The organism is Enterocloster sp. HCN-30185, assembly GCF_037890305.1.
Classification (GTDB): domain Bacteria; phylum Bacillota; class Clostridia; order Lachnospirales; family Lachnospiraceae; genus Enterocloster.
In genome coordinates, this window is record NZ_JBBKBT010000006.1 from 21,951 (window position 1) to 37,897 (window position 15,947).

General features: G+C 44.8%; 15 protein-coding genes and 2 pseudogenes. 13 read left to right on the top strand and 4 right to left on the bottom strand.

The window, feature by feature from the left end:
- Positions 1-92: 92 nt before the first annotated feature.
- Positions 93-1,325 carry an argininosuccinate synthase gene (locus WKT10_RS08490; protein WP_066543591.1) on the bottom strand — a complete coding sequence of 411 codons (1,233 nt, stop codon included), beginning with the start codon at positions 1,323-1,325 and terminating at the stop codon, positions 93-95.
- 248 nt (positions 1,326-1,573) lie between these two features.
- Between WKT10_RS08490 and argC the strand changes: the two genes are divergently transcribed.
- The 5 genes from argC to WKT10_RS08515 all read left to right on the top strand — a co-directional run bounded on the left by argC (position 1,574) and on the right by WKT10_RS08515 (position 6,557).
- Positions 1,574-2,614 (top strand): N-acetyl-gamma-glutamyl-phosphate reductase, encoded by a 1,041-nt coding sequence (gene argC / locus WKT10_RS08495; RefSeq protein WP_337433238.1) that lies wholly within the window; start codon positions 1,574-1,576, stop codon positions 2,612-2,614.
- 62 nt (positions 2,615-2,676) lie between these two features.
- Positions 2,677-3,141, top strand: a complete 465-nt coding sequence (locus tag WKT10_RS08500; protein ID WP_317437725.1) for a GNAT family N-acetyltransferase — start codon at positions 2,677-2,679, stop codon at positions 3,139-3,141.
- 13 nt (positions 3,142-3,154) lie between these two features.
- A complete protein-coding gene (gene argJ, locus WKT10_RS08505; RefSeq protein ID WP_066543593.1) occupies positions 3,155-4,381 on the top strand; it encodes a bifunctional glutamate N-acetyltransferase/amino-acid acetyltransferase ArgJ in 1,227 nt (408 codons plus the stop codon).
- 54 nt (positions 4,382-4,435) lie between these two features.
- Positions 4,436-5,326 carry an acetylglutamate kinase gene (gene argB / locus WKT10_RS08510; protein WP_340276671.1) on the top strand — a complete coding sequence of 297 codons (891 nt, stop codon included), beginning with the start codon at positions 4,436-4,438 and terminating at the stop codon, positions 5,324-5,326.
- On the top strand, positions 5,319-6,557 hold the full coding sequence (locus tag WKT10_RS08515; protein WP_340276673.1) for an aspartate aminotransferase family protein: 1,239 nt from the start codon (positions 5,319-5,321) through the stop codon (positions 6,555-6,557). The genes argB and WKT10_RS08515 overlap by 8 nt, the downstream gene beginning before the upstream one ends.
- Before the next feature lie 102 nt (positions 6,558-6,659).
- Here the strand turns inward: WKT10_RS08515 and WKT10_RS08520 are convergent.
- From WKT10_RS08520 to WKT10_RS08530, 3 genes and pseudogenes are all read right to left on the bottom strand, one after another.
- Positions 6,660-6,938: pseudogene (locus WKT10_RS08520) on the bottom strand (type II toxin-antitoxin system YafQ family toxin).
- Complete coding sequence (locus WKT10_RS08525) at positions 6,939-7,211, bottom strand: type II toxin-antitoxin system RelB/DinJ family antitoxin (RefSeq protein ID WP_066543598.1); 273 nt, start codon at positions 7,209-7,211, stop codon at positions 6,939-6,941.
- A gap of 68 nt (positions 7,212-7,279) precedes the next feature.
- The gene (locus tag WKT10_RS08530) at positions 7,280-7,690 is read right to left on the bottom strand and encodes a helix-turn-helix domain-containing protein (RefSeq protein WP_296037367.1); all 411 of its coding nucleotides are present in this window, start codon (positions 7,688-7,690) and stop codon (positions 7,280-7,282) included.
- A gap of 149 nt (positions 7,691-7,839) precedes the next feature.
- Between WKT10_RS08530 and WKT10_RS08535 the strand changes: the two genes are divergently transcribed.
- The 8 genes and pseudogenes from WKT10_RS08535 to WKT10_RS08570 all read left to right on the top strand — a co-directional run bounded on the left by WKT10_RS08535 (position 7,840) and on the right by WKT10_RS08570 (position 15,946).
- Positions 7,840-8,715, top strand: coding sequence for a metallophosphoesterase (locus tag WKT10_RS08535; RefSeq protein ID WP_340276676.1), 876 nt, complete (start codon positions 7,840-7,842; stop codon positions 8,713-8,715).
- Positions 8,716-8,717: 2 nt separating this feature from the next.
- Positions 8,718-9,518, top strand: coding sequence for a segregation and condensation protein A (locus WKT10_RS08540; protein WP_066543602.1), 801 nt, complete (start codon positions 8,718-8,720; stop codon positions 9,516-9,518).
- Positions 9,519-9,521: 3 nt separating this feature from the next.
- Positions 9,522-10,151 carry an SMC-Scp complex subunit ScpB gene (gene scpB / locus WKT10_RS08545; protein WP_340276678.1) on the top strand — a complete coding sequence of 210 codons (630 nt, stop codon included), beginning with the start codon at positions 9,522-9,524 and terminating at the stop codon, positions 10,149-10,151.
- Positions 10,152-10,253: 102 nt separating this feature from the next.
- Positions 10,254-10,874, top strand: coding sequence for a manganese efflux pump (locus WKT10_RS08550; protein WP_337932465.1), 621 nt, complete (start codon positions 10,254-10,256; stop codon positions 10,872-10,874).
- A 92-nt stretch (positions 10,875-10,966) separates the two neighbouring features.
- A complete protein-coding gene (locus tag WKT10_RS08555) occupies positions 10,967-12,802 on the top strand; it encodes a cache domain-containing sensor histidine kinase (RefSeq protein ID WP_340276680.1) in 1,836 nt (611 codons plus the stop codon).
- Positions 12,789-13,067 (top strand): annotated as a pseudogene (locus WKT10_RS08560) (response regulator); the annotation flags it as partial. The gene WKT10_RS08555 and the pseudogene WKT10_RS08560, both read left to right, overlap by 14 nt.
- 48 nt (positions 13,068-13,115) lie before the next feature.
- A complete protein-coding gene (locus WKT10_RS08565) occupies positions 13,116-14,363 on the top strand; it encodes a helix-turn-helix domain-containing protein (RefSeq protein ID WP_340276775.1) in 1,248 nt (415 codons plus the stop codon).
- A gap of 176 nt (positions 14,364-14,539) precedes the next feature.
- Positions 14,540-15,946, top strand: a complete 1,407-nt coding sequence (locus WKT10_RS08570; RefSeq protein WP_340276682.1) for an ABC transporter substrate-binding protein — start codon at positions 14,540-14,542, stop codon at positions 15,944-15,946.
- Position 15,947: the final 1 nt, after the last annotated feature.

Genomic DNA, 15,947 nt, shown 5'->3' on the forward strand with positions numbered 1-15,947 from the left:
TGAGGAATTCAATGAAACAGGGGCATTGCAAAACGGAAAGCTTCCATAGGAACTTCGTTTTACAATGCCCTTCTCTTTGTTTTATAAAATATTTAGTTACTATTCTTCTCCGCCTTCATCTCAGCCATCTTCATTGCACGAACCTTCAATGGCAGGCCGAACAGGGTGATAAATCCGTCTGCATCATGGTGGTCATAGAGGTCGCCGGTGGTGAAGGAAGCCAGGGACTCGCTGTATAAGGAGTAAGGAGAGGTGGTTCCGGCCTTGATGATGTTGCCCTTGTAGAGCTTGAACTTAACCTCGCCGGTTACATATTCCTGAGTGGACTCTACGAATGCCTGAACAGCCTCGCGCAGAGGAGTAAACCATTTTCCTTCATATACGATCTGAGCCATACGGTTGCTCATGTCCTTCTTTACATCCATAGTAGCGCGGTCAAGAACCAGCTCCTCTAACTGCTTGTGAGCCTCCATCAGGATGGTTCCGCCGGGAGTCTCATAAACGCCTCTGGACTTCATTCCTACTACACGGTTTTCTACAATATCTACAATACCGATACCATGCTTTCCGCCCAGCTCATTTAACTTGCGGATCACATCGGAAACCTTCATCTGTACGCCATTTACGCTGGTGGGAACGCCCTTTTCAAAGGTCATGGTTACATATTCGCCTTGATCGGGAGCTTCCTCAGGAGTAACGCCAAGTACCAGCATATTTGCAAAGTTTGGCTCTAAGGAAGGATCCTCAAGCTCCAGTCCCTCATGACTGATGTGCCAGATATTGCAGTCGCGGCTGTAGCTGTGGCTGTGATCGAAGGGAAGATCGATGCCGTGCTGCTTGCAGTATTCAATCTCATCCTCACGGGACTGCATTTTCCATACATCGGTCATACGCCAGGGAGCGATGATCTTGATGTCGGGAGCCAGAGCCTTGATGGATAATTCAAAACGGATCTGGTCATTTCCCTTGCCGGTAGCACCGTGGCAGATGGCAACTGCACCTTCCTTGCGGGCGATGTCAACCAGGCGTTTTGCGATGGCAGGACGGGCCATAGAGGTACCTAACAGGTATTTATTCTCATAAACAGCATCTGCCTTTACGCAGGGCATAATGTAGTTATCACAGAAATCATCTACCAGGTCTTCAATATATAATTTGGAAGCGCCGGAAAGCTTTGCTCTCTCTTCCAGACCTTCCAACTCTTTGCCCTGTCCGCAGTCGATGCAGCAGCAGATTACGTCATATCCAAAATTTTCCTTTAACCACGGAATAACAGCAGTGGTGTCCAGACCGCCGGAATAAGCTAAAACAACTTTTTCTTTCATCGTTATATCCTCCAAAAATCATATTCAACAATCTTTCATAAATATACACCACAATTCGGGAAAATGCAAGTATAAAATAAAAAAATAAAAAAATGTTGCATATTATGCATCTTGGATGTATAATTATGAAATCAAAACTCCAGAGGGAGAGATTCAGGGAAAAAGAACGGCTCATTTTCCCTCAAAAAATCTCAATTAGCGGGATGTTTAAATATGAATGGTTTCTTATATAAAGGAGAGTATGAATGATGATTAAGGCAGGAATTATCGGATCCACAGGATATGCAGGAGGAGAGCTGGCAAGGCTTTTGCTTCAGAGAGAAGATGTGGAGATCAAATGGTACGGTTCCAGAAGCTACATTGACCAGAAATATGCATCTGTTTATCAGAATATGTTTAAACTGGTGGATGCAGAGTGTATGGATGACAATATGAAGGAACTGGCAGAGCAGGTGGATGTGGTATTTACCGCTACTCCCCAGGGCTTATGCTCCACTCTGGTAAATGAGGATGTTCTTTCCAAAGTAAAGATCATTGACCTCAGCGCAGATTTCCGTATTAAGGATGTGGAAATTTATAAACAGTGGTATAAGCTGGAGCATGGTTCACCGGAATATATTAAGGAAGCTGTTTACGGACTGCCGGAGATTAACCGGGACAAGATTAAGGATGCAAGGCTGATTGCCAATCCGGGCTGCTTTCCTACCTGTTCCTTTTTATCCACATATCCTTTAGTGAAAGAAGGAATCATTGATCCCAATACACTGATCATTGACGCCAAGTCCGGCACCTCAGGGGCAGGAAGAGGCGCAAAGGTAGACAGCCTGTACTGTGAGGTAAATGAAAATATCAAGGCATACGGGGTAGGCGTTCACCGCCATACGCCTGAGATTGAGGAGCAGCTGTCCTATGCGGCAGGAAAACCCGTTACTATCAGTTTCACCCCGCACCTGGTTCCCATGAACCGGGGCATTCTGGTAACAGCCTACGCATCTCTTGCAAAAGATGTAACGGAAGAAGAGATCAGAGCCGCCTATGAGAAATATTATAAGAATGAATATTTTGTCCGCCTCTTAGAACCGGGAGTGGTTCCCCAGACAAGATGGGTTGAGGGAAGCAATTTTGCAGACGTAAACTTCAAGCTTGATCCCAGAACTAAGAGGGTCGTGATGATGGGAGCCATTGACAATATGGTAAAGGGCGCAGCCGGACAGGCAGTCCAGAATATGAACCTGATGTTTGGCCTTCCGGAAAACACAGGCTTAAAGCAGGTGCCGTTATTCCCGTGATACAGGGGCTGAAAGCCGTTTGACACATCATTTTTCAAAAGAGACAGGAGGGAGCAGTACCAATGTCAGGAACAATGGAGATTCTGATCCGTGAAATGACCATAGAGGATTATGAAGCGGTATATCATCTGTGGACAGAGATCCGGGGCTTTGGAATCCGGAGTATAGATGATTCAAAAGAGGGAGTGGAGCGATTTCTGAAACGCAATCCCACCACCAGCGTAGTGGCAGTTCAGAATGGACGGATTGTGGGAAATATTCTCTGCGGCCATGACGGGCGCACGGGCTGCTTCTATCATGTCTGTGTAGATCCGGATTACCGCAAGCACGGGATTGGTTACCGGATGGTAAGAGCCGCCATTCACGCCCTGCAGAAAGAGGGTGTCAGCAAGATCAGCCTCATTGCCTTTAAGAGCAATGAGATTGGAAATGCCTTCTGGCAGGGCATTGGCTGGACGGAACGGGAAGATATCAACAGCTATGAATTTATATTGAATGAGGAAAATATCACACGGTTTGTAAAATAGGAGGAAATGTATTATGTATGAAGTGATTCAGGGCGGCGTTACAGCCGCAAAGGGATTTATGGCAGCATTTACGGCAGCAGGAATTAAATATAAGAACCGTCCCGATATGGCTATGATCTACAGCCAGGTTCCCTGTGAGTCCGCAGGAACCTTTACCACCAATCTTGTAAAGGCGGCTCCTGTCAAATGGGATAAGGCCCAGGTGACAAGCGGCGCGAAAGCCCAGGCAGTGATCGTAAATGCAGGAATCGCCAATGCCTGTACGGGAAAAGAGGGAATGGACTACTGCGCTCAGACTGCCAAGGCTGCAGCAGAAGCATTAAATATTAAGGAAGACAGCGTCCTTGTGGCCTCCACCGGAGTGATCGGAATGCAGCTCCCCATGGAACGCATTGAAGCAGGGATCCGGGCCATGGCCCCTGAATTGGGGGATAGCTTAGAGAGCGGAACTGAGGCTTCAAAGGCTATTATGACAACGGATACGAAGAATAAGGAAGTGGCTGTCAAAGTAGTTCTTGGGGGCGTACCTGTTACCATCGGCGGCATGTGTAAGGGATCCGGCATGATCCACCCCAATATGTGCACCATGTTAAGCTTTGTCACAACAGACGCAGCCATTTCCAAGGAACTTCTGCAGGAGGCATTAAGCGAGGATATCAAGGATACCTACAACATGATTTCCGTAGACGGGGACACTTCTACCAATGATACGGTGCTTCTTCTGGCAAACGGCCTTGCAGGAAATCCTGAGATCACAGAGAAAAATGAGGATTACAAAGCCTTCTGCGAGGCATTAAATTATATCAATGAAACACTTGCAAAGAAGATGGCAGGAGACGGAGAAGGCTGTACTGCTCTTTTTGAGGTAAAGATCAAGGGAGCGCAGACAAAGGAGCAGGCAAAGATTCTGGCAAAATCCGTGATCACTTCCAGCCTTACAAAGGCGGCGATTTTCGGTCATGACGCCAACTGGGGCCGCATCCTCTGCGCCATGGGCTATTCCGGCGCGGAGTTTGATCCGGAGCAGGTGGACTTGTATTTTGAGAGCGCTGCAGGCAGCATGCAGATCATAAAGGATGGCGTGGCTGTGGACTACAGCGAGGAGCAGGCCACAAAGATCCTTTCCGAACCGGAGGTTACAGCCATCGCAGATATTAAGATGGGAACCGAAGAGGCGGCAGCCTGGGGCTGTGACCTTACCTTTGATTATGTAAAGATCAACGCAGACTACCGGTCATAAGATGGTGGCAGGAAACAGGGAATATAGAATATGAATTCAGGGAGGAAATGAGAAATGAATCTGGAACCAATGCAGAAGGCGGCTGTTTTAATTGAGGCCCTTCCATATATTCAGCGTTTTAACCGCAAAATTGTAGTGGTAAAATACGGCGGCAGCGCCATGGTAGATGAAGAGTTAAAGAAAAAGGTCATTCAGGACGTAGTTCTTTTAAAACTGGTAGGCTTTAAGCCCATTATTGTCCACGGCGGAGGAAAGGAAATCAGCCGCTGGGTCGGAAAGGTAGGCATGGAACCCTATTTTATCAACGGCCTGCGCGTTACCGACGAGCCTACCATGGAGATTGCGGAAATGGTATTAAATAAGGTAAATAAGAGCCTGGTACAGCTGGTAAATGAGCTTGGCATCAAGGCAGTGGGAATCAGCGGAAAAGACGGCATGATGTTAAAATGCCATAAAAAGCTTTCCGGCGGTCAGGATATCGGCTATGTGGGAGAAATCGATTCCGTAGATCCGGAAATTATCCATGACCTTTTGGAAAAGGATTTCCTGCCGATTATCTGCCCCATTGGCTATGACGAGCACTTCCAGAGCTACAATATCAATGCAGATGATGCAGCCTGCGCCATCGCAAGGGCGGTTCAGGCGGAAAAGCTGGCCTTTCTTACAGATGTAGAAGGCGTATATAAAGATTTTGAAGATAAGGATTCCCTGATTTCTGAAATGGAAGTGGATGAGGCACAGGCCTTTGTAGACAGCGGAAGCCTGGGAGGCGGTATGCTTCCAAAGCTTCAAAACTGCATTGACGCCATTAAAAACGGCGTTTCCAGAGTTCATATTCTGGATGGACGGATTCCACACTGCCTGCTGCTTGAAATCTTTACAGATAAGGGTATCGGAACTGCCATCTATAATTCAAAAGAGGATGAGAGGTATTACCATGGCTGATGAAAAAATGATCAATCGGGCTGAACAGGTTCTGTATAAAACATACAATCGCTTCCCGGTGGTGTTTGACCACGGAAAAGGAGTAACTCTCTGGGACAGCGAGGGGCAGGAATATCTGGACTTCGGCGCAGGAATTGCGGTTATGGGTCTGGGATACGCAGATGAGGAATACACCCAGGCGGTAAAGGCCCAGCTGGATAAATTGACCCATATTTCCAACCTGTTTTACAATGAACCTTCAATCACAGCAGGAGAGAAGCTGTTAAAAGTCTCCGGCATGGACAAGGTGTTTTTTACCAACAGCGGCACCGAGGCGGTTGAAGGAGCGTTAAAGATCGCAAAGAGATATCATTATAATAAGCTTCATGAAACAATGGGGGACGGCTTTGACGGCTGTGAGGAAAAGGAAATCGACATGACAGGAGAGATCATTGCCATGAACCATTCCTTTCACGGCCGCAGCCTGGGCGCTTTGTCCGTAACGGGAAATGTCCACTATCAGGCGCCCTTTGCTCCGCTGATCCCGGGAATCCGTTTTGCGGATTTTAACGATCTGGACAGTGTGAAATCACAGATTACAGACAAGACCTGCGCCATTATCATGGAAACCATCCAGGGAGAGGGAGGAATTTACCCGGCAGAGGAAGCCTTTTTAAAGGGCGTCCGGGCGCTGTGCGATGAGCACGATATCCTGCTGATCCTGGATGAGATCCAGTGCGGAATGGGACGCACCGGAGAGATGTTCGCCTGGCAGCATTACGGCGTAAAGCCGGATGTGATGACCGTGGCAAAGGCCCTTGGAAACGGCGTTCCCATCGGAGCCTTCCTGGCCTGCGGAAAGGCAGCCACAGCTATGGTTCCGGGAGACCACGGCACCACCTACGGCGGAAATCCCCTGGTGACAGCGGCAGCGGGAGCAGTTCTTGATATTTTTGAAAAGAGACAGATCACAGACCATGTCAAAGAGGTGGGAGCTTACCTTTATGAAAAACTGGAGGAGCTTACCAAAAAATACGATATCATCTGCGGCCACAGAGGTCGGGGATTGATCCAGGGGCTGGAGTTTACCGTTCCTGCAGGCCCTATTGTATCAAAAGCTCTTTTAGAGGAGAAGCTGGTTTTGATCAGTGCAGGCAGCCATATTATCCGGTTTGTGCCGCCGCTTATTATTCAGAAGTCGGATGTGGATGAAATGGCGGCGCGGCTGGAACGGGTGCTGAAAAATTTATAAGGTGTGTAAAAGATTCGTATATAAGCGAAAAGACAGAGTTGTATAAAAATAGGGGGATAAGTCAATCATCAATGCCAGATGATTGATTTATCCCCCTGATTGCTAAAGATTGAAAATATCCGCATGTGTTCCTGTGTCCACCAGAGTGAGGGTCAGGATGTCATTTTCGATAAGATAAACTAAAAGCCAATCTGGTTTAATATGACATTCACGGAAGCCTTTTAACTAGCCGCTTAATTCGTGATCATGATATTTTGGTTCCAGTTGTTTACCCTGACGAAGTGTGTCAACAACATAATCCAAAAGGGCAAGATCCAGTCCCCTTTTTTTCATGAGTTTGTAGCTTTTTTTGTAAGCGGTTGTGAATTTTACTGTGTACATTTATTCTTCAAGTGTCCTTCGCAGTTCATACATACTATTATATCCCTTGACGTCAGGATCACGGGAGATGCGTTTGGCTTCATCCATGGCATCAAGTGTGCGTTGATTGTAATGGGGCATTTCAATATTAAATGGAAGTCCGCCTCTAAGCACACATTGATGAAGAAACAAATTTACTGCACCAGACATATCGAGTCCAAGGGTATTAAACAAATCAGTGGCCTGTTTTTTGATGTCTGCATCAATTCTGATCTGGGTAGGTGCTGTTGCCATATAATCACCGCCTTTCAGGTATATTATATGTAATTTGGTTTACAATGTCAATTAAATAGATGGTAAAATCACTTTTTCCTTGATTTTTTAGCATTTTTAAGGCTCTTTTTTGAGGCTTTTTTAGCCTTGGAGCCTTTTTTTGTTTTTTCCGGTTTGTCGGAGCGGCCAACGGACAGAAAATCAGAATCCTGAAGCTCTGGAGTGGTATCTGTGATCGGAGGTACAGTGTCCGGGGCGGGAGATTGAGGGCTGGAAGCTGGCGGATCAGACGGTATCTGTTCATCTGCCCTATATTCCACGATATCCTCAATACGGCAGTCTAAAAGGCGGCAGAGTGTTTCAAGCGTGTGAGTAGAAACGTGCATATTTTTTTTCAGGCGTCCGATCTGTCCGGCGCTGAAGCCATGAAATTTGATTAGTTTATACTGGGTCATACCGCGGTTTGTCATGGTATCCCATAAACGGTCATATCGAATCATTGACCATTCCTCCTAAATAATATATTATCAGTAAACGGATTATATCATAAGATGGATATGGATACAAGAGGGACTGAAAAAATAACGAATGACAAACCTACAGCACAATGATATAATTTACTGAGCATCGTATAGTATGAGGAGATTGTATGCTGGATTACAGGATAGCGGCAGTCTGCGGAGCTGCCCTGGGGGCTGCTCTGGCAGCCCGTTCAAAATATGAGAGAAAATCGCTGTCTGTGGAGGAAACAGAGGTGTTTTCGGATCGTCTTACCAGAGACTGGATCTTTGTATTTCTTTCCGATCTCCATGAAAATGAATTTGGGCCGGAAAATGAACAGCTGATAGCAGCCATTGACCGCATAAAGCCGGATGGGATTTTAATTGGAGGCGATCTGATCGTCACGAAAAAGAGACAGGCAAGAACAAGAGTATCGGAGACCCTTCTGGCCGCGCTGGCTTCCCGTTATCCCATATACTGCGGAAACGGCAATCACGAAAGCCGCATGAGATGGCGGAAGGAAGAATACAAAGATGGCTATGAACAATACAGAGCATATCTTAAGAAGCTGGGAATCTGTCTTTTAGAAGATCAGTCTGTACTGGTCGGAGACGAGATACGGGTTTCCGGGCTGGAACTGGATCCCTGTTTTTATAAAAAGGCATATTCCCAAAAACTGGCATTGATGGATCAAGCTTATATAGAGAAAAAGCTGGGGCCTGCCAGCAGGGATCATTTTCAGATCCTTCTGGCCCATTCGCCGCTCTTTTTTGAGGCATACAGGAAGTGGGGAGCCGATTTGACGCTGTCCGGCCATTTTCATGGAGGCACCATACGGCTTCCGGTTTTGGGAGGCGTGATGACGCCCCAGTATCAGTTTTTTCTGCCGGAATGTGCCGGAACCCATGAAAAGGGCGGGAAATATATGGCGGTGAGCAGAGGCCTTGGAACTCATTCCATCAATATCCGGTTAAATAATCGGCCTCAGCTTTTAGTCGTCCGGTTAAAGAGGAAAATAACGTAATTATGGAAACAATTACCTATAAACTGGAGCATTTTGAAGGCCCTCTGGATCTTCTGCTCCATCTGATCGAAAAGAACAAGATTGATATCTATGATATTCCCATTGTGGAAATTACGGCCCAATATCTGGCCTATGTGCGCCAGATGGAACGGGAAGACTTAAATATAGTCAGCGACTTTCTTGTCATGGCTGCAACCCTTCTGGATATCAAGGCCAAGATGCTTCTTCCGAAGGAAGTAAATGAGGAAGGGGAGGAAATAGACCCCAGGGCAGAGCTTGTGAGCCGTCTGCTGGAATACAAGCGTTATAAACTTTTGGCAGAAGAACTGGCAGAGCGGGAGGAGGGAGCGCTGATGCATTTTTATAAGGCGTCTACCCTTCCGCCTGAGGTTGCAAAATACCAGCCGCCGGTAGATCTGGATGAGCTTTTGGATGGAATGACGCTTGCAAAGCTGAAACGGATTTTTGAGCAGGTGATGAAACGCCAGGAAAATAAGGTGGATCCTATCCGCAGTAAATTTGGAACGATCCGGAGAGAGCCGGTAAGTCTTGAAACAAAGATAGGTTCTGTACTGGCTTATGCGAGAAAAAAACGGCGTTTCAGTTTTCGCCAGCTTTTAGAGCGCCAGTCCGATAAGCTGGAGATCGTAGTAACCTTTCTGGCAGTGCTGGAGCTGATGAAAATTGGAAAGATCCATCTGACCCAGGAGGAAACCTTTGGAGATATGGATATTGAAGCTCTGGAACCGGAGGGCATGGATGAAGAGCCGGATCTTGCAGAACTGAGTGATTTTGAGGAATAGGAAATGGAAAACAGCAGTATCAATGTAAATTTTGAGCCTGTGGAAAATGAAAAGGATCAGGAGGCCGTTATTGAGGCAGTGCTTTTTACCATAGGCGGGGCCGTGGAGCTGCGCCAGCTGGCAGCGGCCATTGGACAGGATAAGGAAACGGCCAAAAGGGCGGTAGAGCGGCTGGCAAAGCGTTACCGGGAAGAAACAAGGGGAATGGAGATTAAACAGTTAGAGGACAGCTATCAGATGTGTACCCGCTCTGAATATTATGAAAACCTCATCCGCGTGGCGGCAGCGCCTAAAAAGCAGGTGTTGTCCGATGTGGTTCTGGAAACACTGTCTATTATTGCTTACCGGCAGCCGGTGACAAAGATGGAGATTGAGAAGATCCGCGGGGTAAAGTCGGATCATGCGGTAAACCGTCTGGTGGAGTATGATCTGGTCTATGAGGCGGGCCGTCTGGATGCACCGGGCCGTCCCGCCCTGTTTGCCACTACAGAGGAATTTATGCGCCGGTTCGGTGTGGATTCTCTGGGAGAGCTTCCGGATGTGGATCCGGAACAGGAGGCTCTCATCCGGGCAGAGGTAGAGGAGGAGCTGCAGCTGAGCGTGGAGGAGATTCAGAAAGATATGGAGGAATAGCCGGAGAAAAGAATCAGGTGCCGGAAACTGATGCCGCAGTCCGTCACCTCAGGGGACAAATGGGAATATGCTAGGGTAACCCGTTTGAAGAGGAGCGGTTTTGTGTTTCAGAGTTTTATTCTGGTGCTGGCGCTGTGTGCCGACACCTTTGGGGCAGGTCTTGCCTATGGGACAAATCGAATACGGGTCGGTTTTGGAAAGGTGCTGTTTTTAAATGGAATCTGCAGCGTCTGTCTGGGACTGGCTATGACAGCAGGCTTTTTTGCCGCAGAGAGGCTTTCGGGGATCAATCTTCGCACTCTCTGCGGAGGAAGCCTTATTTTTATGGGATTGTTTCGTCTCACGGACTTTTCTCTGCGAAGATGGATCCGGATGCATTGGGAGAATGGACGCAGTTTCTGCTTTTCTCGTTCCGGTATTCATGTGCTTATACGGATCTGGAGTGATCCCATGGAAGCAGATGCAGATGGCTCTCACAGTCTGGAATGGAAGGAAACATTTATTTTAAGCCTTGCAATGTCCTTAGACAGTCTGGCTGCCGGAGCTGCAGCAGCCCTTTCAGAGGGAAGAATTGCTCTTACAGTGCTTTTGTCTCTTTTGGTGGGAACTGCGGTCACAGAAGCCGGGCTTATGGCCGGCCGCTTTGCCGCTGAGAAAGGGCAGAGAGACCTGGGATGGCTCAGCGGTCTGCTTTTGATAGCGGTGGGGATTGGGAAGCTGTAGAGTAGTGAGAAATCCCCCTACGAACTGGAAAAATCAGACGTTTTAGTGTATGATAAATAAAAAAACAGATAGCTAAAACGGGGGAAGATGGGATGGTGAAAAAATATCGTCTGAATATTCGGTTAAAAATAATTTATATCAGTATTGTTATTTTGTTTGTATTCGTATTGGCTATTTTAAGATATGCATTTAATCGCAGCCGAAATTTGCTTATTCAGCAGGAGATTGGAATTATTTCACAGGTTATGAACCGAAATGAATTAGCAGTAGAAGAGGTAATGGATGCTGTTAGGAAACTCTCGGCTGTTTCTAATACCCATAAACAGATAGCCTCTTTATTAAATGAATCTTACAAAAATCAGTTGTATTCATCTGAGAATGCCAGCAGAATCCGATCTCTGGAAGAGGAACTTTTATTTTATAAAAATATTTTTATGGATTATCGGATTCATTATGTGATAATGGGAGCTGATGGAACGATATACAGTATAGCGGATGGAATAGAGAACAGCGCTATGTTTGGAAAACAGCTTTTGGAGAGTGTAAAACAGCAGGCATGGTTTCATGAGTTTATGGAAAAAGAGAGGGTATCATGTTGGGTTGCACCATGTATGTATGATAAAAAGGGGGTTATCAAAGAAGAAGGAGATCCACATATCTTTTTTGTGCGGCGTATTCAGGACTATAATACACAGAAATATCTTGGAGTATCTATTGTATCATTTCCGATTGATAATTTTTCAGAGCTTTTAACACCATATGGAAATGGAGGGCTGATGCTGTTGAATCAGGAAAACCAACCAGTTTATACAAGAGATTCGGAGAATTATTTTGAGGGAGTGAATGTAGAAGATTTGACTGCACAGTTTAATAAAGGCCAGGGACATTTTTACTTTGATAAGCAGAATGTATCATATTTGGTAAATTATCAAAAGGTTGAGGATTGTGGGTGGTATTTGGTGAATATGATTCCTATAATGGTCACAACTCAGGCTGTGGATCATTTCTATCGTTCTATTACAGGATTGGTATTTTTGATTGCACTTGCTGCCGCAGCAGTTTGTCTGGCTATGTATATTTATATTAATGCACCTTTGAATCGTCTGGTACGCAGAGTGAGCAGTGTAAATATTGGAGGAACCAGAGTTTCGGAGGCAGCTGAAATTTCCCGTCCTTCATTTGGTATTGCAGAAACTGAAATGGAGATAAACCGTATGGTGGATTATATTGAAGAGCTTTCTGCTCAGGCATTGAAACAAAGAGATATAGAACAGAATCTGCGATATGAAATGCTGAGGGCACAGTTAAATCCACATTTTCTTTTTAATACATTAAATATTATTAAATGGTCTGCCATGATGTCAGGAGCAGCTAATATAGCAGATATGATTACCTCTTTGGGGATTCTTTTGGAAAATACAATGAATCGCGGGGAAAAGGAAACAGCGCTTAGAGAAGAAATCAAGGTGGTAAAAGCATGGGCTGAGATTAAAAACTGGGGGTTGAAAAACAGAATACAGATTTACTGTGAAATTCCAGATGACCTTTTGGATTTTCGTGTTATCAGGTTTTTTTTACAGCCTTTAGTAGAAAACGCAGTATTACATGGGATGAATGGACAGGAAAATGGAGAGATACGAATTCAGGCAGAGAGAGAAGATATGGGAGTATGTGTATCTGTTCATGATAACGGATCTGGGATTGATGCGCAGACATTAGAGAGAATCTGTCGGGAATTGGATGGGGAATATAAACGGCGCCATGTGACAGGGATTGGTCTTAAAAGCATTCATGAGCTGATGAAGACAAAATATGGGCCTGAATACGGTCTTACCATTGAATCGGATAAAATGATGGGAACAACTGTATATGCGTTGTTTCCGGACAGGGAGGATAAACACAATGCTGAAAGTAATGATCGTGGATGATGAATTTATTGTGCGGGTAGGATTTAAATCCAGTGTGGAGTGGGAAAAATATGGCTGTCAGGTGATAGCTGCCTGCGGTTCAGGTAAGGAAGCAATAGAGATATTTTCCAAAGAGCTTCCGGATATTGTGTTTACAGATATTATGATGCCGGAGATGGATGGGATTGAGCTGGTAGAGTATACAAAAACCAGATATCCCTGGATTCGTGTAGTCGTTTTAAGCTGTTTAAATGAAATTGATTATGTAAAAAAGGCAATACGTTTAGGAGCGGAGGATTATATTTTAAAATTATCCTTTACACAGGAGTCGATTGTGGAATTGATCCAGAAACTGTCAAAAAGTATAGAGGAGGAAAGGAAAGAACAATTTATAAGACAGACAGAAGTGCAGTTGTCTGCGTTTAACAGGGAGGAGGGGATGAGACTTTTGCTGGCTGAAAAGCTGTCAGTCTGTGAAAAAGAATCTCTTCTTGATCGTCTGGGATATCCGTATGATCCTTTTGTTTGTTATGGAGTAGCCTGCCTTTTAATTGACAAAGCATGGGCTGCTCAAAGTGAAGAGAATGATAATGGATATATGAAACGGTATAGTTTATTGAATCTGGTGAGAGAATACTTCGCAAAGCTTCCGCAAAATGAGGCGTTTTTTGTGGGGGATCGTCAGATGATTGTGCTCTTTAAATTTAACAGAGGGGAGGGGATTGATGATGTAAAACACTATTTTCCGGATTTATTAAGGTTATTAAATGAGGCATTGTCTACGCATATGAATACAACAGTATCCATGGGACTTGGAGAAGAAATAGAAAATAGAGTGGAACTGCCGTCTCTTTATCAACAGGCAGTTAAAGCGGCAAATTTGCGATTCTTTGATGGTACAGCTTCATTTCATATGTCTGATGAAAACAGGAATGCCGTATGGAATAAGGATATTGTGCTGATGAAACAGATGCAGGAGGCTGTATTGCGCCATGATAAGGAAAAAGCCTTTGAGTTAACAGAAACTTTTTTTGAGAGTATAAAAGGAATCTCCAGCACAGAATTGATACAAAAGATTCGTCATACTGTGATGGAAACCTGGTTGTTTGTTTCTGGAGTTGTGGTCACAGAGGAAAGAAGGGGGACAGAATCATTAAAAATGATACAGACAGATGGATTTTACAGTGCAGATACGGTCAAGGAACTTAAAGATTTATTTGAGACTGCATTGGATTCTCTGTTTGGTTATCTCCAGAACAGAAAAACAGTAGATCCGCAAATTAGCAGATTGCTTGACTGGCTTGAGGTTCATGTGGATCAGACGATCAGTCTGGAAGAGGCAGCTGGACGTTGTGCACTGGGAAAAAGTCAATTTTGCAGTCTTTTTAAAAAGGCAACAGGTGAGACTTTTGTTAATTATGTAAATCGATTGAAAATGAGAAAGGCGTTGATTCTTCTTGAAAATGGATCTTTGCAGGTACAGGAAGTTGCAATGAAAATTGGTGTGTCTGATCTGTCGTATTTCAGCCGCCTTTTTAAGCGATATCATGGTATAAGTCCAAGTGATGTTTGGAAAAAATAAATATATTTTTGTAAGATTTTAAAAAAATATCATACAAAAATACCAATAAAAAAAGGGGAGAGATTTGCATGGACAATTGTGCAAATAATCCCTTTTTTTGTTCCTTCCAATACAAAAAGGGAAAAGTTATAATGAAGACATCAGAAAAGTCAGAAAAAAGAAGGAGGAGTCTTATTATGAGAAGGAAAATGAGTGTAGCATTGGCAGCGGCAATCGTGGCGGGGACGCTTGCAGGCTGTTCCGGAGGAACCAGCAGGTTGCCAGGGGATACTACAGCAGCGGATATTACGGTTGGTAAGGAAAGCGTAGAAAAAGATACTGCTGAAAATGGGGATAAGCCGTATGCAGGAACAACAATTCGTGTATTGAGTATGACTGGACAGATATCAGATGCTTTGGAAGCCAATCTGGAGCAGTTTGAAGAAGAAACAGGAATTACAGTAAATCTGGAACTTTACGGAGAGGCACAGCTGCGGGAGAAATGTGTGACCGAGTTTCTGGCAGGATCATCTACGATTGATGTTTTTCTTATGAGTCCTTTGCAGGATATGGCGGCTTTCAGTAATAATGGATGGATTGAACCACTTGACACATGGGTAAAGGATGAAAACTTTGACTGGGATGATTTTTCTTCTGCTCCTATGGATCAGATTACTATACAGTCTACAGGAGAAATCGGAGCCCTTCCTTTGTATTCATCTGTACAGCTGATGTATTACCGCAAGGATATATTTGAGGAGAAAAATCTCACCCCACCAGCTAACTATGATGAACTTTTAGAGGTATGTAAGGCATTAAATGATCCGGAGAATAATTTTTATGCGATGGCCTGCCGGGGTGAAAAAATTGCGTTGACTTCTCAGTTTTCACCCTTCCTTTACGGTTATGGAGGATCCTATTTTAAAGATGGAACCTGTGCATTTAACACACCAGAAAATTTGGAGGCAGCAAAATTCTATGGAAACCTTTTAGGAAATTATGCACCAGAAGGAATTCTTACAGCAGGATATTCTCAGATGACACAGCTGTTTAATTCTGGTCAGGTGGGGATGTGTATTGATGCGATTGCTTTGTATCAGACTTTGGTTGATCCAAATGAATCCGCTTTTTATGACAAGGTGGGTGTTGCGCCGATTCCAGAAGGCCCGGCAGGACGTCAGTCCTATAAACAGGTTGTATGGGGAGCGTCTATTTATTCTGGTTCAAAGAATAAAGAGGCTGCCTGGGAATTTCTGAAATATGCAGCAGGAAAAGATGTTGCAGCTGAGATTACCCCAAAGGGTATGCCAACTTTCCGCGCATCTGTGTGGGAAGATGAGAGAGTTACTTCTGCAATGCCGGCAGATTATATCGAAGCTTATAATACAGAGATTAAAGCAGATACAACCAATCAGTATGGCCTTCCAAGAATGACCGCCGTGTCTGAGGCAAGAGATGCCATGGGTGAGGCAATTGTGTATTCAATTGAGACCAAGGGAGAAGGTTCTGAACTGGAAGAACGGATGAAAGAGGCCTCTGAAAAGGTAGACCAGCTGCTGAAGGATTCCGGAGAATACGGAGAAGACTATCCTTACGAAGAATAAA

Coding starts and splice junctions, on each gene's coding strand:
- WKT10_RS08490 (WP_066543591.1), bottom strand. CDS start 1,325: ATGAAAGAAAAAGTTGTTTTAGCTTATTCCGGCGGTCTGGACACCACT.
- argC (WP_337433238.1), top strand. CDS start 1,574: ATGATTAAGGCAGGAATTATCGGATCCACAGGATATGCAGGAGGAGAG.
- WKT10_RS08500 (WP_317437725.1), top strand. CDS start 2,677: ATGTCAGGAACAATGGAGATTCTGATCCGTGAAATGACCATAGAGGAT.
- argJ (WP_066543593.1), top strand. CDS start 3,155: ATGTATGAAGTGATTCAGGGCGGCGTTACAGCCGCAAAGGGATTTATG.
- argB (WP_340276671.1), top strand. CDS start 4,436: ATGAATCTGGAACCAATGCAGAAGGCGGCTGTTTTAATTGAGGCCCTT.
- WKT10_RS08515 (WP_340276673.1), top strand. CDS start 5,319: ATGGCTGATGAAAAAATGATCAATCGGGCTGAACAGGTTCTGTATAAA.
- WKT10_RS08525 (WP_066543598.1), bottom strand. CDS start 7,211: ATGGCAACAGCACCTACCCAGATCAGAATTGATGCAGACATCAAAAAA.
- WKT10_RS08530 (WP_296037367.1), bottom strand. CDS start 7,690: ATGATTCGATATGACCGTTTATGGGATACCATGACAAACCGCGGTATG.
- WKT10_RS08535 (WP_340276676.1), top strand. CDS start 7,840: ATGCTGGATTACAGGATAGCGGCAGTCTGCGGAGCTGCCCTGGGGGCT.
- WKT10_RS08540 (WP_066543602.1), top strand. CDS start 8,718: ATGGAAACAATTACCTATAAACTGGAGCATTTTGAAGGCCCTCTGGAT.
- scpB (WP_340276678.1), top strand. CDS start 9,522: ATGGAAAACAGCAGTATCAATGTAAATTTTGAGCCTGTGGAAAATGAA.
- WKT10_RS08555 (WP_340276680.1), top strand. CDS start 10,967: ATGGTGAAAAAATATCGTCTGAATATTCGGTTAAAAATAATTTATATC.
- WKT10_RS08570 (WP_340276682.1), top strand. CDS start 14,540: ATGAGAAGGAAAATGAGTGTAGCATTGGCAGCGGCAATCGTGGCGGGG.